Source organism: Gordonia mangrovi, from assembly GCF_024734075.1.
Lineage (GTDB): Bacteria > Actinomycetota > Actinomycetes > Mycobacteriales > Mycobacteriaceae > Gordonia > Gordonia mangrovi.
This window is the reverse complement of record NZ_CP102850.1, coordinates 955,823-979,249: the sequence shown is the minus strand read 5'-3', so window position 1 is coordinate 979,249 and position 23,427 is coordinate 955,823. Positions and strand designations below refer to the sequence as shown.

The 23,427-nt window shown below is 66.9% G+C and carries 22 protein-coding genes; 15 read left to right on the top strand and 7 right to left on the bottom strand.

The window, feature by feature from the left end; genetic code table 11:
* Positions 1-75: 75 nt before the first annotated feature.
* Positions 76-663: a TetR/AcrR family transcriptional regulator gene (locus tag NWF22_RS04600; protein WP_160900425.1), complete on the bottom strand. Its 588-nt coding sequence runs from the start codon at positions 661-663 to the stop codon at positions 76-78.
* Between the two features lie 62 nt (positions 664-725).
* On the opposite strand from NWF22_RS04600, the gene NWF22_RS04595 reads away from it, so the two are divergent.
* The 10 genes from NWF22_RS04595 (at position 726) to NWF22_RS04550 (ending at position 8,268) form a co-directional block, all read left to right on the top strand.
* Positions 726-1,796, top strand: coding sequence for a zinc-binding alcohol dehydrogenase family protein (locus NWF22_RS04595; protein WP_160900426.1), 1,071 nt, complete (start codon positions 726-728; stop codon positions 1,794-1,796).
* A gap of 215 nt (positions 1,797-2,011) precedes the next feature.
* Positions 2,012-2,335: a hypothetical protein gene (locus tag NWF22_RS04590; protein ID WP_160900427.1), complete on the top strand. Its 324-nt coding sequence runs from the start codon at positions 2,012-2,014 to the stop codon at positions 2,333-2,335.
* Positions 2,335-3,804 (top strand): alpha/beta hydrolase, encoded by a 1,470-nt coding sequence (locus NWF22_RS04585; protein WP_160900428.1) that lies wholly within the window; start codon positions 2,335-2,337, stop codon positions 3,802-3,804. The genes NWF22_RS04590 and NWF22_RS04585 overlap by 1 nt, the downstream gene beginning before the upstream one ends.
* Before the next feature lie 109 nt (positions 3,805-3,913).
* Positions 3,914-4,336, top strand: a complete 423-nt coding sequence (locus NWF22_RS04580; protein ID WP_233750861.1) for a hypothetical protein — start codon at positions 3,914-3,916, stop codon at positions 4,334-4,336.
* On the top strand, positions 4,329-4,682 hold the full coding sequence (locus NWF22_RS04575) for a helix-turn-helix domain-containing protein (protein WP_160900429.1): 354 nt from the start codon (positions 4,329-4,331) through the stop codon (positions 4,680-4,682). The genes NWF22_RS04580 and NWF22_RS04575 overlap by 8 nt, the downstream gene beginning before the upstream one ends.
* 109 nt (positions 4,683-4,791) lie before the next feature.
* On the top strand, positions 4,792-5,670 hold the full coding sequence (locus tag NWF22_RS04570; protein WP_160900430.1) for a type IV toxin-antitoxin system AbiEi family antitoxin domain-containing protein: 879 nt from the start codon (positions 4,792-4,794) through the stop codon (positions 5,668-5,670).
* 97 nt (positions 5,671-5,767) lie between these two features.
* Positions 5,768-6,313 (top strand): hypothetical protein, encoded by a 546-nt coding sequence (locus NWF22_RS04565; RefSeq protein WP_160900431.1) that lies wholly within the window; start codon positions 5,768-5,770, stop codon positions 6,311-6,313.
* On the top strand, positions 6,310-6,930 hold the full coding sequence (locus NWF22_RS04560; protein WP_160900432.1) for an RES domain-containing protein: 621 nt from the start codon (positions 6,310-6,312) through the stop codon (positions 6,928-6,930). Before NWF22_RS04565 ends, NWF22_RS04560 begins: the two co-directional genes overlap by 4 nt.
* Before the next feature lie 100 nt (positions 6,931-7,030).
* Complete coding sequence (locus NWF22_RS04555) at positions 7,031-7,621, top strand: DNA-binding protein (protein ID WP_160900433.1); 591 nt, start codon at positions 7,031-7,033, stop codon at positions 7,619-7,621.
* 14 nt (positions 7,622-7,635) lie between these two features.
* Complete coding sequence (locus NWF22_RS04550; protein WP_373692004.1) at positions 7,636-8,268, top strand: RES family NAD+ phosphorylase; 633 nt, start codon at positions 7,636-7,638, stop codon at positions 8,266-8,268.
* Positions 8,269-8,402: 134 nt separating this feature from the next.
* Here the strand turns inward: NWF22_RS04550 and NWF22_RS04545 are convergent, their stop codons facing one another.
* Together NWF22_RS04545 and NWF22_RS04540 are read right to left on the bottom strand one after the other, a co-directional pair.
* Positions 8,403-9,563 (bottom strand): MFS transporter, encoded by a 1,161-nt coding sequence (locus tag NWF22_RS04545; RefSeq protein WP_258321322.1) that lies wholly within the window; start codon positions 9,561-9,563, stop codon positions 8,403-8,405.
* A gap of 511 nt (positions 9,564-10,074) precedes the next feature.
* Positions 10,075-13,542, bottom strand: a complete 3,468-nt coding sequence (locus tag NWF22_RS04540; RefSeq protein WP_160900435.1) for a DEAD/DEAH box helicase — start codon at positions 13,540-13,542, stop codon at positions 10,075-10,077.
* 258 nt (positions 13,543-13,800) lie between these two features.
* Here NWF22_RS04540 and NWF22_RS04535 point away from each other — a divergent pair, with 258 nt between their 5' ends.
* From NWF22_RS04535 to NWF22_RS04525, 3 genes are all read left to right on the top strand, one after another.
* Positions 13,801-14,922: a linear amide C-N hydrolase gene (locus tag NWF22_RS04535; protein WP_160900436.1), complete on the top strand. Its 1,122-nt coding sequence runs from the start codon at positions 13,801-13,803 to the stop codon at positions 14,920-14,922.
* A 129-nt stretch (positions 14,923-15,051) separates the two neighbouring features.
* The gene (locus NWF22_RS04530) at positions 15,052-15,327 is read left to right on the top strand and encodes a type II toxin-antitoxin system Phd/YefM family antitoxin (protein ID WP_160900437.1); all 276 of its coding nucleotides are present in this window, start codon (positions 15,052-15,054) and stop codon (positions 15,325-15,327) included.
* Positions 15,324-15,605, top strand: coding sequence for a type II toxin-antitoxin system RelE family toxin (locus NWF22_RS04525; protein WP_160900438.1), 282 nt, complete (start codon positions 15,324-15,326; stop codon positions 15,603-15,605). Before NWF22_RS04530 ends, NWF22_RS04525 begins: the two co-directional genes overlap by 4 nt.
* Positions 15,606-15,656: 51 nt before the next feature.
* Here NWF22_RS04525 and NWF22_RS04520 read toward each other — a convergent pair whose 3' ends face one another.
* Both NWF22_RS04520 and menE read right to left on the bottom strand, forming a co-directional pair.
* Positions 15,657-16,658 carry a zinc-binding metallopeptidase family protein gene (locus NWF22_RS04520; protein WP_160900439.1) on the bottom strand — a complete coding sequence of 334 codons (1,002 nt, stop codon included), beginning with the start codon at positions 16,656-16,658 and terminating at the stop codon, positions 15,657-15,659.
* 112 nt (positions 16,659-16,770) lie between these two features.
* Positions 16,771-17,886: an o-succinylbenzoate--CoA ligase gene (gene menE, locus NWF22_RS04515; RefSeq protein WP_258321321.1), complete on the bottom strand. Its 1,116-nt coding sequence runs from the start codon at positions 17,884-17,886 to the stop codon at positions 16,771-16,773.
* A 225-nt stretch (positions 17,887-18,111) separates the two neighbouring features.
* Here menE and NWF22_RS04510 point away from each other — a divergent pair, with 225 nt between their 5' ends.
* Positions 18,112-19,176 carry an LLM class F420-dependent oxidoreductase gene (locus NWF22_RS04510; RefSeq protein WP_233750863.1) on the top strand — a complete coding sequence of 355 codons (1,065 nt, stop codon included), beginning with the start codon at positions 18,112-18,114 and terminating at the stop codon, positions 19,174-19,176.
* On the opposite strand, the gene NWF22_RS04505 is transcribed toward NWF22_RS04510, so the two are convergent.
* A complete protein-coding gene (locus tag NWF22_RS04505; protein WP_309249732.1) occupies positions 19,177-21,306 on the bottom strand; it encodes an Rv1355c family protein in 2,130 nt (709 codons plus the stop codon).
* A 137-nt stretch (positions 21,307-21,443) separates the two neighbouring features.
* Between NWF22_RS04505 and NWF22_RS04500 the strand changes: the two genes are divergently transcribed.
* Entirely contained in the window at positions 21,444-22,169 is a 726-nt protein-coding gene (locus NWF22_RS04500; protein ID WP_160900440.1) for a hypothetical protein, read from the top strand.
* Here NWF22_RS04500 and NWF22_RS04495 read toward each other — a convergent pair.
* Entirely contained in the window at positions 22,148-23,317 is a 1,170-nt protein-coding gene (locus NWF22_RS04495) for a GGDEF domain-containing protein (protein WP_258321320.1), read from the bottom strand. The two genes, NWF22_RS04500 and NWF22_RS04495, sit on opposite strands and share 22 nt — an antisense overlap.
* Positions 23,318-23,427: the final 110 nt, after the last annotated feature.

Here is a 23,427-nt window from a genome sequence, read left to right as displayed (position 1 = left end):
CCCGTGGCCGGCGGCCGAGTGAGGCCAACGTTCCGTTTTCCGGCACGTTCGCCGCACTCCGGCCGTAACGTCGGTTCATGACGGGAGCTGTCCACTCTCGAACAGGTCGACTGCGTCAGATACGAGCACTTCGCCTAATTCCGCCGGTATACGGCCGGATCCGATGAGCGAAGCGATGCCCTGTGTCATCGACGACATCAGAAGCGTCGTACGCAGCGGGTCGACCGGCTCGCCACGCAGCGACTCCAGGCTTGTGGAGACGATCGTGCTTGACGCCGCGTACAGACGATGCACCCCTGGCTCGACGATGGGCGACGGCCCGGCCGCTTTCGCCGCATACATCAGGTCTGCCAGCGCCGCGTCGCGCAGTGCGAAGTCGAGATGAGCACGCCCCAGTGCAAGCAGGCGCTCACGCGGGGTGAGGTCGGCGTGGGCGAGACCTTCGGCTCGGTCAGCCAACCGCTCGTAGCCGCGGGCCGCCAGCGCATCGAGTAGGGCCGCCTTGTCGGGGAAATGGCTTCGTGGCGCGCCATGGCTGACGCCGGCCTCGCGTGCGAGTTCGCGGAGCGACAGTGCTTCGATACCACGCTTTCGGAGCATAGCCTCGGCGCGATCGAGCAGTTCCTGACGGAGGTTCCCGTGGTGAAAGGCACGCGTGGACATGTATCGATCCTACCCATAAAGTAGACGTTGACTAGAATATAGTCAGTGTCTAGTCTGTGGGAATGTCAACGAACGAGCACGATCGCCCGCACAATTCCGCCCTGTGGATGCCGAAGCGGCGAGCGCGGTTCGAGGTCGGCCCGGCGTCCTATACGGCGCCGGGGCCGCACGAGATCGTCGTGCGGGCACGAGCCGTTGCCGTGAATCTCGTCGATGCGATGGCCGGCCCGGCGTATCGAGTCGTCGTGCCCTGGTTGCGGTATCCGGCCATCATCGGTTCGGACGTGGCCGGAAACGTCGTCGAGGTGGGGTCGTCGGTGACCGGGTTTGCCCCGGGCGACCGGGTGCTCGGCCACGCGATGGCACTCGAGAAGTCGCAGAATCGCGCGGCCGAGGGTGCGTACCAGCAGTACGTCGTCCTCATGGAGCACATGGTCTCGGCGATTCCGGAGTCCTTGCCGTTCGAGCAGGCGTCGGTTGTCCCGCTCACCCTGTCGACTGCAGCGACCGGCATGTTCCAGCAGGATCATCTCGGACTGCACCTGCCGACTGCCGCGCCGGACCGTCAGGATGCCGTCGTGCTGGTGTGGGGAGCGGCGACGGGCGTCGGGATGAACGCGACCCAGCTGGCAAAGAACGCCGGTTACGACGTGGTCGCGACAGCCTCACCCCGCACCGCGGAGGAAGTTCGGTCACTTGGTGCAGATGCCGTAATCGATCGCACCGCAACGGATGCCGTCGAGCAACTCGTGCGACTGATCGGCGACCGTACCCTCGCGGGAACCATGGCCATCGGCCGCGGCTCCCTGCCTCCGTGCATCGCGGTGGCCGAGCGGACAACGGGCACGCGCCGCGTGGCATCCTCGCAACCCGACCCCGCGAGCAGAATCCGTGGGCGGCTGGCGGCGCGGCGTGGCGTCCACGTGAGCTACATCTGGGGCGGGACCCTCAAGGACAACGAGGTCGGTCCGGCCGTGTACCGCGACTTCCTGCCCGGCGCACTCGCATCCGGCGTCTTTCGGGCAGAACCGAAGGCACGCATCGTCGGCGACGGCCTGGCCGCCCTTCCCGACGCTCTCGCACAGGTACGCTCGGGCGGTCTCTCCGCAGAAAAGATCGTCGTCGCCCTGTGATTCTGTGACTACGGCAGAGTCCTGAGTGAGGCCAACGTTCTGATTTCCGGCACGGCCGACTCACCCGGGATTCTTCGCCGCACGCGCATACTCTGTCGTGCGCCGGGGACTACGTTGGTGTACCCGACATCAGTTAGGCGCCGGGCGAATGCGGCGGGGATAGGCGAGAATGGACGGTGACGGTGAGACTTACCAATACTCTTGATGAGCTGTCTTTGTTGGACTCTGTGATCGCCTCGGACGCGACGGTGCGCAACCTGCCGAAGGGCACCAACCTGTCCAACGTGGAGATGCTGATGACCAAGGGGTCGGTGGTCAAGGAGATCACCGTGGACGGGTCGTCGCCGATGCGGGTGGAGCAGCCGCTGAACGGGCGGCCGTATGTGGCGACGGCGGTGCAGATTCCGCCGGGTGAGACGGTGACCATCGAGTTGACGCTGGAGAAGCCGACGATGGCGCGCGGTGAGGCTGTGGTGCCGATTCAGCCGTTGGTGGATGATCCGACGGTGCAGGTTGACGTCCCGGTGTGTGGTGAGTGATGAGGTCACGCGGATGGGTTGCCGGGGTCGGCGTTGCTGGGGTGCTGCTGATGGTCGGGGCCGGCGTGGCGGTCGCGGTGGACCCGACGTCGTTGCGGGACGGCTGTAGCTACGCCAATTCTGCTGAGCAGAGCCGCAACATCCAGACGTGCCGGGTGTGGTCGGAGGCAATGCAGTCCGACGTGGTGATCAAGGTGCGGCCATCGAGTCAACAAGCCGGACAACAGGAACAGGCGGTCTACTTTCTCGGTGGGGTCGGCGGTGGCACCGAGGCCGACGGGATCGCCGCGCAGTATGACGAGCGGTACACGCTGGTGCAGGTGGTCGACGGGTCGAATGCGTGGTCGGCGAACTGGGAATCGCTGCCCGTCGACGCCGACGGCAACACGCTGACCAACCGCAGCGGCGGCACCTACGACCCGCAGTGGGAGACGTTCATCGGCGAGGAACTGCCGGCGTACCTGGAGGACGACTTCTCCGTGGAGCCGACCGACAACGCCATCGTCGGGCTGTCGCTGGGCGGCGGGCAGGCGGTGAACCTGGCGCTGAAATACCCCGAGGTGTTCAAGGTCGCGCATTCCATTTCCGGCTACTACCAGACCGACAGCGTCTTCGGATACCTGCTGATCCCGTACATCCTGAACAACCGCAACGGCATCGCCAACGGCTTCGACGGCATGTGGGGCAACCCGTTTGCCGTCGGCAACGCGTGGGCCGAGAACGACGTGACCCGCCACATCATCGAAGCCCGCGACAACGGGCAGATCATCATCGTGTCCGCGGGCACCGGTGTGCTGACCGGGCAAGACGAATACGACGAGCTGATCGGCCTCGGCGGCATCGGCGAAGTGATCTTCGGCGCCGGGTTGGAAACGTTGTCGTTCGCGTCGGCGCTGGTGCTCAACGGTGTGGCCGTGGTGCTCGACCTGCCGGTGCGATTCAACTACACCAACGGGGCTCACACGTGGACGCACTGGAACGCCAACGCCGAGAAAGAAGCGGACATGGTGCAGGACGCGCTCGAGGAGTTCCAGCGGGATGAGGTGGCGACAGTGGTTGCCGACGGTACCGGAGCGGCACTGGCGGAACAGGTGTCGCAGGACGAGAAGGATGAGGCGGTGACGACGGAGGCGTCGGCGATTTCGGTGCCCACGTCGAGTGTCGCGACCGTCGCGCCGAGCTCGAGTGCCACGTCCGCGCCAAGCGATACTCCCGCGCCGACGTCGACCGTTGTGGCCGCGTCGAGTGTCGTGCCGGGCGACACTCTCGCGCCGACATCGACGGTCGCGCCCACGTCGGGGGCAGCGCCTGATTCCGGCGCGTCTACATCTAGTGCCGTGCCTACGCCGAGTGCCGTGCCTACGCCGAGTGCCGCGCCGACGTCGACTGGGCGCCCAATCCCGTCGAGCGGGCAGTCCGATACGGCGTCCGCGTCCGACTCGCCGGCGGATGCCGCGGGGCCTCAGTAGCGAGTGAGGTGAACGTTCTGGTTTCCGGCACGTTCGCCTCACGCGGGTCGGGGGCGTGTCGGTGGCGCCCGGTCGACGCAGGCGGTATTGCTTGCAAACGATATTGCTCATGGGTAATATTCGGGTGTTGATCGACTGGTCGCGGGAGTTCGACGACTACCTGACTCGGCTGGAGGAGTCGGCTGCGGCGGGCAACGTCGTGGATCGGCAGCGGTTGGATCTGTTGCTGGCCGAGTTGCAGGTGCTCGCTGATCTCGGGCGGGCGCCGCAGGCGGACTCGGCGACGCTCAAGCGGGTGCGGCAGTCGAGGCGATATGTGGTCTGGCGGGTGTCGCACCCGTATCGCGAGGGCGTGGCGGTGCGGCTGATCGTGTGGTTCCCCGACGACGAGCATGTGGGGTTGGCCTGTTTTCCGGGGACAAGGCGCGCATGGGGGATGTGTTCTACGACAGCGTCGGGCCGCGCGCCGATGCTGCGATCGAGGCGTGGAAACAGCAGACCGAGACTGAGAGAGGTGAGAGCTGATGAGTGAGGAGAAGCAGGTCACGTTCCGTCGTGGCAATGAGCGGATCGCGCAGCTGTTGGCGGACCCGGATACCGCGGGGCGGGTCGAGACGATCCGCGCGGAGATGGCCCAGGCGGACCGCGCGCACGCGATGGGGTTGGCGGCGATCCGCCGCGCTGCGCAGCTGACCCAGACCGAGCTGGCCCAGCGGATGGGTATCAAACAGGCTGCGGTGTCGGGGTTGGAGGCACGTGAGGACCTGTTGCTGTCGACGCTGGCCAACTACCTGGCCGCCGCCGGCGCCACCGACGTCACCATCACTGCACGTCTGGGGGAGCGCATTGTCGAGGTCGCGTTGCCTCCCGGATCTTGAGCCCAGTGCCGCGTGAGGTGAACGTCTCGGAAAACGGCACGTTCACCTCACTCGGGTCGAGGGCGAAAATCGGGTGGAACCGAGTGGCCGTCCGGCGCGTCTGAATCGCATGGGAATACCACCGGAGCTTCGGAAGCTGGCACTCGAGCGTGACGGCATCATCACCGCTGCGCAGGCGCGTAAGTACAAGGTGAGTCGCGGGATGGTCGCGCGGCGGATCGCGGCGGGCGACTGGGTGGCCGAGGGGCACCGGATCTACCGGCTTGTCGACCATCCGGCCACCGCGCGCACCCGAACGCGAATTGCCACCTTGTCGGTGTCGCCGAGTGCAGTACTCGGTGGCGTGATGGGCGCCTGGTGGCACGGCGTCATCAGCAAGCGTCCGACGCGGGCGACGGTGACGGCGCCGTTGGGGTGGCACGGGTCGACGGTCGCCGGGGTGACGGTGGTGCGGCGTCCGTTGCTCGACGCCGACGTCGTGGAGCGAGACGGGCTGCGCGTCACCGCACTTCCGCTGACGGTGCTTGAGGCCGCGGTCGAGGGCGGCATGGATGTGGTGGATCGGGCGCTGCAAAAGCACCTCGTGTCCGTCGAGGACATGATGTCCACCTACCGACGGCATGCGACCGGCAAGAACGCCGCCCAGATGGCCCGGATTCTCGAGCTGCTCGGCTCCGATGCTCACTCGGAGGCGGAACGGTTGGCCGTCGACGTGTTCACCGAGCACGAGATCGTCGGCTGGGTGGCGAACCACCCGGCCGCAGGCTACGAACTCGACTTCGCGTTCCCGGAGCAGAAGGTGGCGATCGAGATCGACGGAATGGCGTACCACAGCGATGCGGCGACCTTTCAGCGCGACCGTCGGCGTCGCAACGCCCTCATCAACGCCGGCTGGACGGTGCTGAACTTCACCTGGTCGGACCTACTGGAGCGGCCGGGTTACGTTGCCGCGCAGATCCGGTACGCACTCGCTCACGCCGCGGCGTGAGCGGTTGTGCCGAGTGAGGTGAACGTGCCGGAAACCGGAACGTTCACCTCACTGGGCGGGTGCTTGCGGTGATCGAAACAGGTGTACGAGGTGTACGATGATCGCTGTGCCTGGTGACGTCGATGATCGTGTTGCGGCGCTGACGCGTGCGCTGGCCACCCAGCTCGACGAGCGGGTCCGGAGGGCGCAGCGGCGGGGAGTGGATCTGTCCTCGGCGCTCGACGATCCGGATGTCCTCGCTGAGCGCATGATTGCGGCATTACCGCTCGGCGACCCCTACGACGCGTTGATCGGCCCCTTCTACGACATGCAGGGCATCATCGGCTTCCTCGGCATCACCAAGAATGCGGTCGTCAAACGGCTGCGCGCCGGCCATCTCATCGGCTGTCAGCTCGCCAACGCCAGCCGGAGTTGGGTTTTCCCGACGTGGCAGTTCGGCGGAGAGCCGGTGCTCGTCGACGGGATGGCGGAGGCGTGGGCGATCGTGACCGTCGACGCCGACCCGTGGACCGCAGCAGCGTGGATGTGCAGCGGCAACGCCGGCCTCGACGGGACGACGCCGGTGGCGTGGTTGCGTGCGGGCCGACCCGTCGACGACGTGGTGGCCGCGGCTCGTCGTACCGCCGCCCGGTGGAGTGCATGAGCCGTCAGCGCTCGTTCCAGAAACCGCCACCCGCAACGCTCGACGGCTTTCCCGTCTGGGATCTCGGTGCCGACGTCGACCTGTTCCGTTGTCACCGGGCATCGCGGGGTCCGTGGTGGTTCACTGGGCTCGGACAAGGCCGGTTCGATCTGGTGCCGCCGCGGGGGACCTGCTACCTCGGCCTTGACGAGGCGGCTGCCGTTCGTGAGGCCGTCGGCCCGGAGCTCGTCGACTTCGGCTGTATTACTGCCGACTTCGCCTCGGCGCGGCGGGTGTCGCGGGTGCGGGTGCCCGAGCGGCACCGGCTCGCCGACCTCACGGCGTCGGAAGCCGCGGACTTCGGTGTCACCCGCGAGTTGTGTTCGATGACTCCGTACGACGTCCCGCAGCGGTGGGCGACGGCACTGGCCGCGCGCGCAGGCGGCATTCGCTACGAGCCGCGGTTCAGCACGGGGCCCGACGCGGTTGCGGTGGCGCTGTTCGGGGAGATGGGCGATCCGGGTTGGCCGGAGTCGGAGCGTGAATCGGTCAGTCTTGGTGTTGTGGCGCGGCGTGTGGGGATCGAAGTGCGTCGGGCGCCGTCGTCGGTGACGGTTGTGCAGCCGCCAGTGCGGTGAACGTGCTGGGAACCGGGACGTTCACCTCACTTGAGCTGGTCGCGCGATCGGATTAACGAACATAGCATTGATCTGACACCGTTAGAGGGAGAGGATCGCCATGTCGACCGCGGACGACGACCTCGACCACTTGCTGCGCGATCGTTTCGACCTCGATCGAGAGACTCTGGTCGCAGCGTTACGCACCTTGCCGGCGCAGCGCCCCGGGGCGGCGCGACTGACCGAGGGCGAAGCCCGGCTGCTCGACGCCGCCGGGTTCACCGAGAACCCCGACGACTACGCGCAGATCGCCGCGGACGTGACCGCGCACATGGCGCGGCTCTACAGCACCGCCCTGTCCGCGTCCGAGGTGGCCAAGGGGCTACAGGTCTCCGACTCGCGGGTGCGTCAACGTCGACTCGCGCACACATTGTGGGCAATTCACGACGGCCGGTCGTGGGTGTTCCCGGTGCTGCAGTTTGAGCACATCGAGCCGGACAAGCTCAAGCACGTTCGTGGGTTGGATCAGGTGCTGCCGCAGTTGCTGTCCCGTGGGCTGCATCCCACCGCGGTCGCGGGGTTCCTGGAGTCGCCGCAGCCGCAACTGCTCATCGGTGGACAGCCCCGGTCGGTCAGGCAGTGGCTGTTGCACGGCGAATCCGTCCAGGCGGTCCTCGAGTTGCTCGAGATCGCCGACTGGACAGCCTCGTAGTGGTTTCGGACCCGATGCTGCCCGCCCCGCCCGAGCTGGGCGATCTCCGGGCCCTGGGGTTGCGGGACGACGAGGTCCGGGTCGTCGGAGTCGACGAGGTGTGGTGGCGTGTGCACCGCACCGTCGGCGACCATGTGCTGGCATGGAACGCGCTGCGCACCTATGGGCCGGTGCTGCGGTTCGACCCCCACCATCTGCCGCGTGGTGAGGACCCTGACGGGCGGGGTGTCTGGTACGGCGCCGAGACTCCGGATGCCGCGCTGGCCGAGGCCTTCCAAATCGACCGCACGATAGACCGCGGGCGCCCTTACCTCACCGGCCTGTCGTTCAGCCGCCCGATCACCGTCATCGACATCGCGACCGACAGCTCAGGTGCCTGGGCCACCCGCGCCGGCGGCACCTACGCCCTATCCACCGGACGCCACGACATCACCCAACGATGGGCCCGCCACATCGTCGAGGCCCACCCCGACATCGACGGCCTGCGATACAACAGCCGATTCGCCGGTACGCCGTGCCTGGCCTTGTTCACCCCGGCCGCGACTGCCATGCCCGGCCGCCCGCAACTGTCCTTGCCGCTGACTCACCCGGAGTTCGCCGTCCGCATCGCGGGTGCGGCGAAGCGGCTTGGGTATGGGGTCGTCTGAGATGCCAGGAGACCGCACGGGATCGGGTGTCGTTACCTGGTCAAGGCCGGCGTGAGCATCGTGCCGACGTCGAGGGAACCGACCTGTCCTCCGCTGCTGCAGATCGGTGGCTACTTCACTTCTCGTGCGGCGGGTCATGGTTCGATGTTGTGCTCCCGGTGCTGACGGCCCAACGTCAGGACCCCGGGCACGAGAGCAGCAAGCACGACGGAGGCGATCAAAACGGCAAGGGATGCGGTCGACACCTCCCCGAACGAGAGATACCCGAGCGCCAGGCCGGTGATGAGGATGCCGACGAGCGAGAAAGCGCTGTTTCCGAGCGCGTCTATCGAAAGGACTCGGCCGAGCAGCTCGGCCGGGACGGTTGCCTGCAGGGCTGAGATCCACAATGTGCCGAATATGCCCATCGCCAGTCCGAGAACGAAATACGCGGGATAGATCAGGATCGTCGGGGCGCCACAGATCACGACGAGCAGTACCGCCCCCTGCAGGACGAGCACTGGCATCCCCAGCGTGGCAGGAATTCGTACCCCCCTCGTGAACAGCAGCGTCGCGGTCAGTGCGCCGACCGCCTCGATCGCCATCGCATACCCGTACTGCCCCGACGCGTGCTGATCGCTCAGCCACAGCGGGACGATGAGAGTGATTGGGGCGCTGACAAAACCGATCTGGATCGCACCTTGCGCGATGATGGCCATCACCCATTTGTGTGACCACACGAAGCGGAACCCGGCAGTTGAGAATCCACTCATCCGCCAGTGCCTTTCCGGAGTCATGCCGGGCGGCCCCAGAGTGAACCCCGCAATCGAAACGCAGGCGAGTAGGCCGGCCAGGATCGGGATCGCCATCTGTGCATCGACGTTGGCGAGCACACCCGCCAGAGCCGGGCCGGCAATGCTCGACAGTTTCGATGCCGTCGACCGCAGAGCATTCGCGGCGTGACGGTCGTCGGGTGCGGCAATGTCGCCGATGTAGGCGCTGAACGCGGGACGATACAGCGCGACACTGATGCCGGCGGTGATGCCGATCAACACCAGCAGCCACGTCTGCTCAGAGACGAGGTAGGCAACTCTGAGCACCGCCGCGATGACGCGCCCGACATCGATCACGATCAGGGTGCGGCGCCGATTGAAGGCGTCCAACCATATCGACGATCCGAGCAGGGCGACGATCCCAGCGGCAGTACTACACGCCAGTAGAAGCGTTAGTGCAGTGGCGCTTTGCGAGACGTTTACGACGATGAGCGTGAGCCCGACGGTGAGCAGGCCGTCGCCGAGCATGTTGAACAGTTGCACCGAAAGCAGTGCACGCAGTTTCGGCTTGGAGTACTGCTGCCGTGCGGTGTCGGTGGCGTCGGACGGTCTCACCTTGTGCCCAACGCGACTGAGCTCGCTCGAGCCAGTTCTATGACTCGCATGTCGGACTCTACGTACACAGCTCGTTGTCCCCCGACAGAGTGAGTTTCACAGCTGGACTGCGTTCGGAATGCGAGTCCGTGGTTTGTGCAGTGCTGATTCCGGCTACGCAATCAACCTATCCGCGGCTGTGGGATCTGGCACCTCGTGTGTGGCTGATTCATTCGGCTGACGGACGGGTCTCTGCGGCTCGGGCCTGTTTTCGAGCATTATCCGCTCTGTAGGTGCGATGCGGGTGTGGTGGGGCCCTTCGTGACACTCGGCTAGCGCCTCGTTCCTCAGGGATCGGGGGTTGCTGGGTGAATTACTTTGGGGCCCTTCGTGACCCTTCGTGACACTCGGCTAGCGCCTCGTTCCTCAGGGGTCGGGGTGGCGCCTCGTTCCTCAGGGATCAGGTGGTGGTGCTGGGTGCTGGAGCCGCGTTGGCGTGGTCTGCCGCCGAGACATGCTCGATGTCCGTCCGGGCGGCCGATCGGCGGGAACTGGACGACTGCGGCTCACCCGAACCCGGCGTGAACTCCGCCAGCCACCCAAACAGCGGCCGGGCCGGCTCCGAGGGTTTTGCGGGGACGAGACCCAGGGGGCTCATGATCGGTGGAAGCTTGTCGGGGAATAGCGGTTTGCTGATGACGTGGCCGTCGTCGAGGGGTGTGGCGGTTCGCCACCCGCCGCCGGCGTTGACCAGCGCGACGAGGTGGCCGTGATCGGTGACCGCGGCGCCCACCTCGATGTCGAGGGCTCCGGCGAGGGCGAGGAGGACACATTCGAACTCGCGGGGTGTGGCGCGTCCGGCCTTCAGCACGGCGGCGGCCGGGCGGGGAGCGCTTGCGGCCGACGCGTCGATGCTGAGCAGCTCCTCCAGGGCTGCCCGAAGCGTGATCACGCGGGTCTCGTCGTCGTCGGCGTTCCCGCTCAATGCCTCGGCGACGGGCAGCAATTGCGGTTCCGGGGTGATCTGCGGCAGCAGATCGGACAGGAGGCGTTTGCGTTTGCCCTGCACCATGCTGCGGACCCGGCCCGGTGCGGCGACCACCGCCGTCGGCGGCGACAATCGGCCGATCAGCTCGCGGGCGTCGTCGACGGCCGACGACGCATCGACCACGCCGGTCTGCGGCAGGTCGACGACGGCGTTCTGATAGGCAACATCACCGCGACGCGAGAACAGGATCACGTCGGCGGCGAGCACGGTGGCCCGTGCCGACCGCGGCATAGGCAGTTCGACGTTCCGCGGAACGGTGTGGGTGCGCAGGGTGGCGCGGTTCGCGCCGTCGTTGCTGATGATCGCGAGGGTGGCCTCGGGCGGTGAGGCGTCGAGCGGCAGGTCGATGCCGTCGGCCGGCCCCAGCGCCAGGTGTGCCCGGCTGCCGACGAGATGCTCGAAGTCGTTGCGGGGCAGATCGACTCCGCGGGGCGGCGAATTGATCCCGTTCGGGTTGGTGAAGTCGGCGCCGCGGGCTCGCCGCCACAGCAGCGGCACGCGTTTGCGGCGGGCCTCCTCGTCCTGCAGCTGTTCGAGGAACCACAACAGCCGCCCGCTGCCGCGCTGCGGATGAGGGGTGAGTTGCCACCAGGTCAGGCGGCGGGCGAGGTCGCCGGCCACCACCGGCTGCCACGAGCCGATGCCGATATGGCCCAGTGCGGCGATCCAGCCGAGGTAGCGCGGCAACGCGTCGATGGCGCGGATGAGTTCCGAGCGGGACATCGCACCGGACACCCGCAGACGATCCGGGCTGTTCAACGCCGCCACGGCGGCGGCCGCGCAGAACTGGCTGCCGAACTCGATGTCGAGCCGACGGTTCAACGTCGGGGCCGTCGCCAGGGTGTCGTCGACCCATTGCCCGTACGGTTTGGGATTGACCGGCCAATCACGCAGCGCCGGAACACTGTTCGCGATTGCCGCGAGGATGAGCTGTTCGGCTTCGGTGGCGTCGGTGGGAGTGGGCAGCGCGGCGAGGCGGGAGTGCAGGTTGCTCGCCGCGTCGACCCCCACCATCAGGCGGGTGGTGAGCGCGCCCAGATCGGTCACCGTGAGCGTGTCGTCGGCGTCGGTGACCAATTGGTGGGTGATGAGGTGATCGAGCACTCCGTCGAGGTCGCGGCGTCGGTTGTTCTGGGCGTAGGCGAAGGTGCCCTCGTACCAGAGTTGCGCGTCGGCGCGACGGGTGATGCTGCCGAGGAGAATCTCGGCGAGCAGGGCGTCGGCGAGTTTGTCGATCAATCGGCTGTCCACCCGATACCCGGTGACAAGCCTGCTGCGCCACGCGAGTTCCTCGCTGTGCGGCACCAGGATGAAGCCGAAACCCTCCGATTCGTGTCCGGCGCGACCGGCCCGGCCGAGCATCTGCTGGGCCTGACTGGTCTCGAGTTCGGAGATGCCGAGGGTCAGATCGCGGATGATCACCGATCGGGCCGGTGTGTTCACCCCCGTCGACAGGCCCGACGTCGCGACCAGGGTGTCGATCTGGCGTGCGTTGAACGAGGCGAGCGCCCGTTGGGATTTCGGCGCGTCCCGGAAGTGGATACCGACGCCTTTGGCGAAGGTCTGCTCCACCAGGGTGTCGTCGTCGACGCCGCGGTAGCGGACACCGGCCAGTTGGCCCGCGGTACGTCGCACGGCGTTCTTGCTGCCGCAGAAGATCAGGACACTGCCCGTGCCGGAGGCGTCGTCGTCGGACAGTTCGTGCAGCAGGTCGGTGAGGGCTTCGTCCTTGGCGTCCTCGTCGTCCCAGGGTTTGCCCGGCGTCGAGTCGTAGGTGACGAACTGGGTGATGAGGCGGGTGGGGCGCCAGTCCACCGTGATCAGTTGGGCGTTGAACCAGTCGGCGAGTTCTTGGGCGTTGGCCGCCGTCGCCGACAGGGCGACGATCCGCGTCCGGTCGGCTGACGCCCGCAGCCGCGCGAGCAGCGATTCCAGGGTGGCGCCGCGCTCGTGGTCGCCGACGAGATGTACCTCGTCGACGATCAGGCAGCCGACGGTGTCCAGGAAGGACCGCAATGATGAACGGCGATAGAGAGATTCGAACTTCTCGGTGGTCGCCACCCACAGCTGCGCGGTGCGGATGCGGTCGCTGGACATGTTGGTCTCGCCGGTCAGCTCGATCGACGCAATGCCGTGATCACGCCAGCGGGCGGCGGTCGCGGCCACCTCGGCGGCGAGCGCCCGCGCCGGCAGCAGCCACACCGCGGGCCGGTGCTCCAGCAGGATCGACCGCAGCGCGGCCACCTCGCCGATCAGCGTCTTACCCGAACTGGTCGGCGCCACCACCATCACATGCCCCGAGGTGTTCAGCACCGCCGGAACGGACTTCGACTGCAGCGGGTTCAGTTGGTCGAAGCGATCCAGGTAGGGCAGCAGCGTCGGTGGGATCAGGGTGGCGGTCGGCGTCCAGGTCTCCTCGCCGGATGCGGTGCGGTCCTGGTTGTCGGCCATCAGGTCGAAACCCGCGACGAACGCGTCGACCAGCCGCGGCGTGGTGTGCACGGTCCCGGAGTTCTCGTTGACCTCGAGTTCCTTGCGGGTGAAGTTCGTCGAATGGTTGAGGACGCGGTCGTCGGCCAGGACGACCTTCTCGTGCAGATTGCGGACGGCGACCACGCGGATACCGGCGCTGCGCAGGCGACGCAGCGCGGCATCGTTGGAGGCTTCGGGGCGGGCGAGGATGAGGACGTCGACGTGGCGTCGGTGCGCGGCGATCGTGTCGTCGAGCAGGGTGGTGGCGTGGGGCGAGGCGTCCCACCACGGGACCTTGATCCACAGGCGCTGCTGGGCTGAGCCGAGGAAGGACCGGAGGGTGCGGTAGAGCGCGCCCTCGATGCCGCTTTCCGTCGAGTAGCTGTCGACGTACTCGCTGACCACCACGCCTCCTGTGTTGACTCGTTGTTCATTGAAGTGCGGGCGGGAGGGGAATGCAATTGCGGGCTGTGGACGTCGGCGTGCCGTCGAGGTGTCGCATTGTGACATCGGCGGCAGGTTTTTGTGCCGAATCCACCGCATTTCTCTGCAATCGGAGCTGCGGCTCGTTGGGTGCTGCTTAGCTGGGCGCGGAGAACCGTGACACTCGGTCAGGTGGCACCACGCGGTGCTCCCTCATTCGATCCCAAGGAGACGCTCAAGATTATGTGCACGCGCGTGATGTGGCCAGATGCCAACGGATCGGTCATCGTCGGCCGGAACATGGACTTCCACCAGGACCTGCACACCAACCTGTGGAAGCTGCCCCGCGGCATCAAGCGCGACGATCGTGTCGCCGGCAAACTCCAGTGGACCGCGAAGTACGGAAGCCTCATCGCGGGTGTGTACGACCTGCTGTCGACCGACGGCCTCAATGAACGCGGGCTGGGTGCCCACCTCTTGTGGCTGGCGGAGTCGGATTACGGCACTCCCGATGACTCGAAGCCGCAGCTGGCCATGTCGGTCTGGCTGCAGTACTACCTCGACAACTTCGAAACCGTCGCCGAAGCCGTGGCGTGGACGCAGTCGGCCCAGCCGCAGATTGTTCCGATGGCCGATCCGACGGGCCACAGCAAACCTGCGTTGCATCTCGCCATCGAGGATGCCAGCGGGGATTCCGCGATCTTCGAGTACATCGACGGCGAGATCCAGATCCATCACAGCCGCGATCACCTGGTGATGACCAATTCGCCGAGCTACGACCAGCAACTCGAACTGGTCAAGAAGTACGAAGGGTTGGGCGGCGACGACCCGCTGCCCGGCACATGCCTGGCCACCGACCGCTTCGCCCGCGCGCTCTACTACGTCGGCGTGCAACCGGAGCCGACCTCACAGCTGCAGGCGACCGCGGCGATGATGAGCATCATTCGCAACTGCGCCCAGCCGTTCCGCAATCCCGAGCCCGGCAAACCCGATGCGTCGCAGACCTTGTGGCAGGTCGTCCTCGACCTGACCAATCTGCGCTACACCTTCGAATCCACCACCCGACCCAACACTGTGTGGGTCGATCTCAACGACCTCGACTTCTCCGAGGGGTCCGGCGAGACCAAGTTGGACCTGATCGGCAAGCTCGCGCTGGAAGGTGGCATCGCCGGCGAGGTGCACAAGGACTTCACACCGCGCCGCACCTTTCACATCGTCTCCATCGATGAGGCCAAACTCATCGGGCAGCTGGTGCAGAAGGCCGGCGCCGATCTCAAAGGCATCACGACACCGATCGAGAAGTACGAGAACAAGATCCAGGGGCTGGTCGAAGAAAAACTCGCGTCCTTCGTGACCGCGGAGTAGCGGCGGTCGGTGCGGTATGAGCAGTGAGGTGAACGTGCCGGAAATCGGAACGTTCACCTCACTCGCGGAGGTCCGGGGGAGCCTATTTCCTGGCTATCGATAGGCCAGAAGTGTGGCTAAAATGGGCGTATGACGACCGTGCCGCTTGGCGAGGCCAAGGACAAGCTCTCCGCGCTGGTCGACAGCGCCGAGTCGACGCACGACATCATCACGATCACCAAACACGGTAAGCCGGCCGCGGTGCTCATGTCGGCCGACGACCTCGAATCGCTGCACGAGACGATCTACTGGCTGTCGCGGCGCGGCACGGCCGAAGCGGTCGCCGCCGCCGACGACGAATCCGCGGCCGGAAAGACCATCAGTCTCGACGACCTGCGTGCCGAGCACGGTCTTCCCCCACGATGAGCGATTCGACGCCGCAACCCTACGACGTCGCCATCGCCTCACCCGCGCGCCGCGCCCTCTCGCGCCTTCCCGGACGCGTTGCGCACGCCGTCATCGAGTTCATCTCCGGTCCGCTCGCCGAGAATCCGCGGCGGCTGAGCAAGCCGCTGCGCAACCAGCTCGACGGCCTGCACAGTGCCCGTCGCGGCGACTATCGGATTCTCCTGCGGATCGATGATGACAACCGCACGGTGCTGATCGTCGACATCGACCATCGTGCGCATGTGTATCGCACATGAGCAGTGAGGTGAACGTGCCGGAATCCGGAACGTTCACCTCACTCGCGGAGGTTAGGTCGCCGGCATCAGATTGTGCACGAAGCGGATCTTGTCCAGCACCGCCGGCGGCAGCACGAACGGGTACAGATCCGGGTGGCCCATCGAGCGGTTGATCTGGTTGAGCGCCCAGCTCAGCGGCAACCACCAGCCGATGAGTTGTTCGAACCCGACGTCGCCGGGCAGCACGCTGTCCAGGGTGGAGCCGGCGGGCGCCATCGCGAAGGCCGCGGCGGTGTCGAGGGTGTCGCGGATGTGCAGATAGTGCGCGAAGGTCTCGGCGAAGTCCTCGGCCGGGTGCATCGTCGCGTAGGACGACACGTAGTTCTGCGGCCAGCCGGCGGGTGCGCCCTCGGAGTAGTGGCGGTCCAGCGCGGCCTGATAGTCGTCGTCGGGGTTGCCGAACAGTTCCTCGAACTTCGGGCGCACGTCGTCGTCGATGAGGACGATCTGATAGTAGTGCCCGATCTCGTGGCGGAAGTGGCCGAGCAGGGTGCGATAGGGCTCCTCGAGCTGCACCCGCAGCTTCTCGCGGTGCACGTCATCGCCCTCGGCGAGGTCGAGGGTGATCAGGCCGTTGTCGTGGCCGGTGATCACCGACTGATCCGAACTCGACAGCAGATCGAAGGCGAGACCCGTCTGGGGGTCGTCGTCGCGGCCGACGATCGGCAATTTCAGCTCGTCGAGCTCCAACACCAGCCGTCGTTTGGCGGTCTCGGCACGGCCGTACTCGGCGCGGGCCTCGATGTCGGTCTCCGGTGGCAGGGTGCGGGTGAGTCGGCACGACTCGCACAGGCTGGGGGTGCCGGTCCAGGCGACCAGCCAGTTGCATTGCGCGACTTTGGTGTTCTCGCACCGCTCGAGGAGCGTGCCGTCGATCTCGGTGCGCTCCTTCTCGTCGAGGTTGTGGATGGTCCGGGTCTCCAACCAGAAACCCAGGGGCTTGCCGCAGTTGAGGCATTTGCTGTTCTCGAAGGACAGACGCTGGCCACAGTTGTGGCAGAGGAAATCACGCATGGTGTGTGTCGCTTTCTCGCGGCGGGGGTCACGCACAGTTGTACCCGAGAAGCTGCGGTCTCAACCACTGACGCGTAGTGAGGTGAACGTACCGGTTTCCGGCACGTTCACCTCACTGCGACGAGAAGCGGGCGCGCAGGGCGCGGCGGTTCACCTTCCCCGGGCCGCGCGTCGGCAACTCGTCGATTTCGATCACCTCGCGGGGAGCCGCGTAGCGGTCGAGGCGGTCGGTGACCATGCCGCGGATGCGTTGCGGGTCGATGGTCTCCGCGGCGACGACGAAGGCAACCACCTTCTCGCCCAGCCGCTCGTCCGGAAGGCCGACGACAGCGCATTCGCGCACGGCCGGGTCGTCGAGGATCACCGCCTCCACCACCTGCGGCACGACGGTCAGCCCGCCGGTGCTGATGGCCTCGTCGGCGCGGCCCACGATGGACAGCACTCCCTGGTCGTCGACGCGGCCGAGGTCGTCGGTGCGAAACCAGCCGGGTTCGGCGAACGCGGGATGTTCGGGGCGGTTGCGGTAGCCGTGCGCGACCATCGGGCCGCCGAGCACCACCCGGCCGACGCCGTCGGGGTTGGGGTCGTCGATCCGGATCGTCACACCGTTCAGCGGAACGCCGTCGTAGACGCACCCGCCGGCGGTCTCGCTCATGCCGTAGGTCCGGATGATCGGCACTCCTGCGTCGACTGCTCTGCGCAGCAACGGAACCGGGGTGGCGGCACCGCCGACGAGCAGGGCGTCGGCGGCGGCGAGGGCGGTGGTGGCGCGCGGGTTGTCGAGGACCTTGATGAGTTGGGTGGGGACCAGCGAGGTGTAGCGGCGCGGGCCGTCGAGGTTCTCGAGTGCGTCGGCGAAGGCGTCCGGGTCGAAGCCGTCGGTGACGTCGAGGACGGCCGGGGTGAACCCGGCGGCCAACGCCCGCAACAGCACCTGCAGCCCGGCGGTGTGATGCGGCGCGAGTGCCAGCAGCCAGTTGCCGGGGCCGCCGAGGTGCTCGGCGGTGGCCTGCGCCGATGCGGTGAGGGTGGTGGCGGTGTGTTGGGCGCCCTTCGGCGTGCCGGTGGTGCCCGACGTCGAGATGACCAGTGAGACATCGTCGGCGATCGGGTCGTCGACGCCGAGAGCCGCACACAGCGTGGCGGTGGCGTGCGGGTCGTCGGGGACCGGGACGTAGGCGGCCGAGCCGTCGAGGATCGCGGCGAGTTCGGCGCGGTGGTCGAGCACCTCGGGCCGAGGGGGTAGGTGCAGGGCGCGCAGCGATCTCAGGGTGCGCCCCCGATCGCGTCGATGGTGGCCGTCGGCGAGATGGCGGTTGCTCTCGGCGGGATGCGGGATGCTGTCGGCGAGGGCACGAGCATCATCGTAGGCGCCCGGCCGGTCGTCGGCGTCGGGCTATCGAACGTTAGACCGGCCCTGTGATGCGGACGACTCCTGTGGAAGAATCCGACCATGACTGCTGCGATGAAGCTGGGAATGCCCATCAACTACGCGGGCGACTTCCGCGAGACCATCAACAACCTCGTCGACTACGAAGCGGTCGGCGTCGAGCGCATCACCGTGCCGGAGGCGTACAGCTTCGACGCGGTCAGCCAGCTCGGTTACATCGCCGCCAAGACCGAAAAGATGGAACTGCAGACCGGCATCCTGCCGATGTACTCGCGCACGCCCACCAACCTGGCGATGACCGCCGCCGGCATCGACTACATCAGCGACGGCCGGTTCGTGCTCGGTATCGGGGCGTCGGGCCCGCAGGTCATCGAGGGTTTCCACGGCGTCAAGTACGACTACCCGGTGGGCCGCGCTCGTGAGCACGCCGAGATCTGCCGCATGGTGTGGCGTCGCGACAAGACCGACTACCAGGGCAAGCACTACACCCTGCCGCTCGACAAGGAGCACGGCGGATCGGGCCTGGGCAAGCCGTTGAAGATCATCAACCACCCGACCCGCGAGCGCATCCCGATGCTGCTGGCCGCGATCGGTCCGAAGAACACCGAACTCGCCGCCGAGATGTTCGAGGAGTTCCAGCCGATCCTGTTCCACCCCGAGCAGATGAACGCCGCCTTCGGCGAATCGCTGAGCGCCGGCAAGGCCAAGCGGGACCCGTCGCTCGGCGAACTCGGCATCGTCGTGCAGGCCACCGCCCGCATCTCCGACGACCCGCAGGAGATCACCAACGCCAAGACCCTGGTGCGTCACCACGCCGCGCTCTACATCGGCGGCATGGGTGCGCGCGGCAAGAACTTCTACAACACCCTCGCCCAGCGCTACGGCTACGTCGAGGAGGCCAAGCTCATCCAGGACCTCTACCTCGACGGCAAGAAGCAGGAGGCCGCCGAGGCGGTCCCGGATGACCTGGTCAACTCGATGTCGCTGATCGGCTCGCGCGCCGAGGTCGCCGAACGCGCCGACGCCTTCCGCGCGGCCGGCGTCACCTGCCTGCTGGCCTCGCCGGTGGCGAGCACGCACAAGGAGCGCGTGGCCGACATGGAGGTGCTGCGGGGGATCTTCGGCTGATCAGCGGGTCGCCGGTTGCCCGGCCGATTCCCGCCGGCTCGGCACCGCCGCCTCGTCTGTGCGGAACAGCCGCAGAACGATCGTCGGTACCTCGCCGTCGCGCAACGGCCACGTCGTCAGCATCGAGCGACGCAACTCGACGAGTTCCTCGCCGTGCCGCTCCGACAGACCGCGTGTGGTCGCGTCGTCGGTGGCGTAGAGAAACGTCGGCGTCATCGGATGCACCGCGAATCCCAGCGACTCCGCGGTCAGCCACACCTGTTGGGTGACCTGGCCGGCATCCACATAGGTGGCCAGGTCGTCGCTGTCCTGCACCACGATGACCAGCGCCGACGACGACACCACCCGGGCGGCGGCATCGGCGCCCAACACCTCACCGGCATCCAAGTCGTCGAGCAGCGCCATCACGTCCGGCCGCCGTAGCACCTCGAACATTCCCTTCATCGCCGGCGGCAGCGCCAGGGACTCGACGTAGATGCCGGTCGGGTCGTCGGGGTCCTCGGTCAGCTCGGCGAACATCTCCCGGTGCAGTTCGGGGGTCAGGAACCGGATGCGATCCGATCGCGCCGCGAGCGTCGCATAGCGTTCGATGTCGGCCCGGTCGGTGAGCACGATCGCGCGGGTGTGCTCGGTCTCGGCCGCGGCCGTCACCTGGCCGGCATCGGCCGTAGACATCGGTGTGCCGTCACCCGGTCCGCGACGTGTGGTGCGGGCCCACATCGCCGACAGCTCGGTGCCGGCGGGTGGGGCATCGGCGGCGCCGTCGAACGCGATCTGCACCCCGAGCTGATCACCGGCGCCGATGATCTGCGTGTGCGCCGTCAGTCCGCGGCTCGCGGCAGCGACGCGCGCGTTGTAGGTCGCAGCACCCACCGCCACCGCGGAGGCCCGGTGACCGACGTCGAGGATCGAGGTGCGGATCGGGTCGAGCCAGATGGTCACCATCTGCTCGTCGGTGTCGATCTGCCACGGCTGCTGGTTGCCCGCCGACGGCGCCCGCGACGCCGCGTAGGCGACCAGGTCGGGTCCGGACATGTTCTCCAGGGCGGGCGGTTCGACGACGGGACGGGGCGCAGCGGTGCTCGACGCCGACTGCGCCGCGACGGGATCGGTGAGGCCGTCGAGCCACGCGTCACGGTCGAACCGCACTCGGCCCGACGGTAACGGCCGGCCCTGCACGAACCGCCGAACCGCCGCCGCGACGGTGGCGCCCCCCAGCAGGACGTCGCCACCCAGTTGCGGCCACGCGGTGACGGTCTGGCCGAGTTCCAGCGCCGAGGCGGCCATCGCGGCGGTCACCTTCGCCGGCTCCAGCACCTTGACCGCGAGCGGGGTCGTCGCGGCCCGATCCAGACCCACCAAGTCGTCGGCCTGCAGGTCGCCGGCGAGGCCGTGGAAAAGCGGTCGCTGGGGTTCGAGGTCGAAGCGTTCCACGTCGAGGGTGCCGCCGTCGCTGGTCTCCATCAATACCGGGATGCCGAGTTCTCGACAGCGGTCGCGCACCATGACCTTGACGTCGAAGGAATCGCACTCCTCGATCACGAGGTCGAGGCCGCCGACGAATTCATCGATGTTCTCCGGCGATATTCCGTCGGTGAAGCAATGCGTCTGCACATACGGATCTATTTCGGCGATTCGGCGTGCCGCGATGATCGCCTTATTGGTGTTGACATCGACCACCGAGCTCGGCACCCGATTCAGGTTCGTCAATTCCAGAGCGTCGAAATCGGCCAATCGTAATTCACCGGCCAGGCCTTCCAATGTCAACGTCAATGCGATGGAATGCCCGACGCTCAATCCGACGATCCCGATCCGCAGACTCGCGGCCCGGTCCTGTTCCTCCAGCGTCATCTTGTGTCGATTGCGGTCCAAACGAAGGCGCCGATAGGTGTTCGGGCCGGGTATCCGGACCAGGGTCCGGCGCCACGGAAAGTAGGCATAGCGTGGAGGTTCATCACTCAGGTTCCTCAACGATCGTTGTAGGAGCCCCGCGTAGGCGACCTCGGACGATATCGTTATGTCGATCACGTCGATGCCCGGGTCGGAGAGGAGGTCTGCGGGAACCGTGTCATCGGTGTAGACGGTCGCGACGGCGCCGTCGGGGTTCTGCATGATCGTATCTTCGCTCACGCAACAATAGTTTGCCACGCTACCGATCCGGTAAATAATGGTCCGATGACCGCGCATACTGTGCAGTATGGCAAGTCTGTGAGTCAGTTGCGCGCAGTCAATCGACTCAATGCGAACTAAGAAAGGTAGCCCCCGTCATGACCGTGATTCTCGACGGCACTGAATTCTCCGAATCGGCCTCGGCCCGAACCGGCTTGCTCCGCGCACCCGAGTACACCCTCGTCACCGCCACTCCGCGCGCCGAACGACGCCTGTGGGAGCGGTACCTGCGCGGAGCCGCACAGGCGTACACCCGTCACGGATGTGCCGCGGCCCTCGACTACGACCTGGTCGCCGACGGCGCGAGCACGGCCCGGTTCTTTGCCGTCCTCGGCGAGGACCGCAAGGTGGTCGGCGGCCTGCGGGTGCAGCATCGGTTCGAGCACGCCGGGCAGTCGCATGCGCTCGAGGAGTGGTCGGGGCAACGCGGACAGGTGCCGCTGGTGGACGCGATCGAGGCCCGACTCGATGAGGGTGTGGTGGAGGTCAAGACCGCGTGGGTCGACGAACGCTCGCCGATCGCCCGCGACGTCGCCGGCCAGTTGTCGCGGCTGGGCCTGCCGATCATGGAGTTGGCGGGGGTCGGACACATGATGGCGACCGCCGCCGACCACGTCCTCAAGAGGTGGGAGTCCGGCGGCGGTCGCGTCGACGGCTCCATCCCGCCCACCCCGTTTCCCGACGACCGCTACCGGACGCAGCTGATGTGGTGGGACCGAGCGCGGCTGACCGAATTCACCACTCCGGAGACGTGGGCTCGGATGCGCGCCGAGGCGGACGCGCTCTGGACCTCGGATCCGACTCAGTTGCGATCGGCGGCCTGATCGTTCGGGCGTAGTTCGCGCGTGAAGAGTTCGAGCACTGTGTACTGCAGGGTGGCATCGAGTCGTTTGGTCGAGGCGGGTTCGGCCGGTGGCCGACGCCAGAGAACCGGGTCCATGGGCTCCACGAAGGAACGATCCCGGCCCTGGGTTTTCGCCTGATAAACGCAGTGATCGGCGCTGTCCAGCAACGTCGACACGACTTCGTCGGTGGGTGCGGCGCGGGTCCGTACCGAAGCGATCAGGGGTGCGCAGACCCCGCCGACGCTCACCGTCACGGGCGTGGCCTCGGCGACCGAGCGCCGAAAACGCTCCGCAGCCGCACTGAGTTCGGCCTCGTCGCGTACCACGCAGAACACCAGGAACTCCTCCCCGCCGAAGCGGCAGACCACCGATCCGGACGGCGCGACCTCCCGGATCGCGGCTGCGGTGGTGAGGAGGACGCCGTCGCCGGCGAGGTGACCGTGGCGGTCGTTGATCCGTTTGAAGTGATCGAGGTCCATCAGCAGGATGCCGATCCACCCCGTAGAGACGTGCGCGGCCGACAGCAGGTGGGCCACCCGGCTCAGGAATCCGCGGCGGTTCAGCAGGCCGGTCAACGGGTCGATACCGCTGAGTTCGGTCTGACGTTTCAACGTCGCCTCGAGCGAGCGGCGCAGAGCGACCACCAGGAACACGGGCACGGTGATCACGCCCACGATCGCCCCGGTCCCGATGAGAAACGCCGCCACCGTCGGTGTGATCATTGCCAGCACCATGACCGAACCCAGAACGGCCAGAGAACTCAGCGACAGGATCAATGGAATCGACGGGGAGATGGCCGCGATCGTGGGTATCACCGCGACCAGCGCGAGGACCGCGGTTGCCGACGTCTTGTACGACAAGATCAGCGCGGTGCCGCAGATGCCGATGATGCCCATCCCACCGAGCACGGCGAACTCGGCGTCGCTGAGGTGCCGGCGTACCGCGGTGACCACGAACACTGCTGCGATGAAGGCCCAGATGACGAACAGCAGCAGCATGCCGCCGGGGCGGAGGGAGTCGGGAGCGAGCACCGCGATGATTGGTAACGGGAGTACCCCACCGGTACTGATGAGAGTGGCCATCGATCGGGCGTCATAGCGATCGAGCAATAGCTTGAATACGGTCACACTTCGGCTCCCTGGCGGCCCCGACCGCATTTTCTTTTGCTGTAATGCTTTGTGAACGAAACGAATTCATCAACCGCGGCTGGCCGAGAGTGGACGCACGAACACTTCAG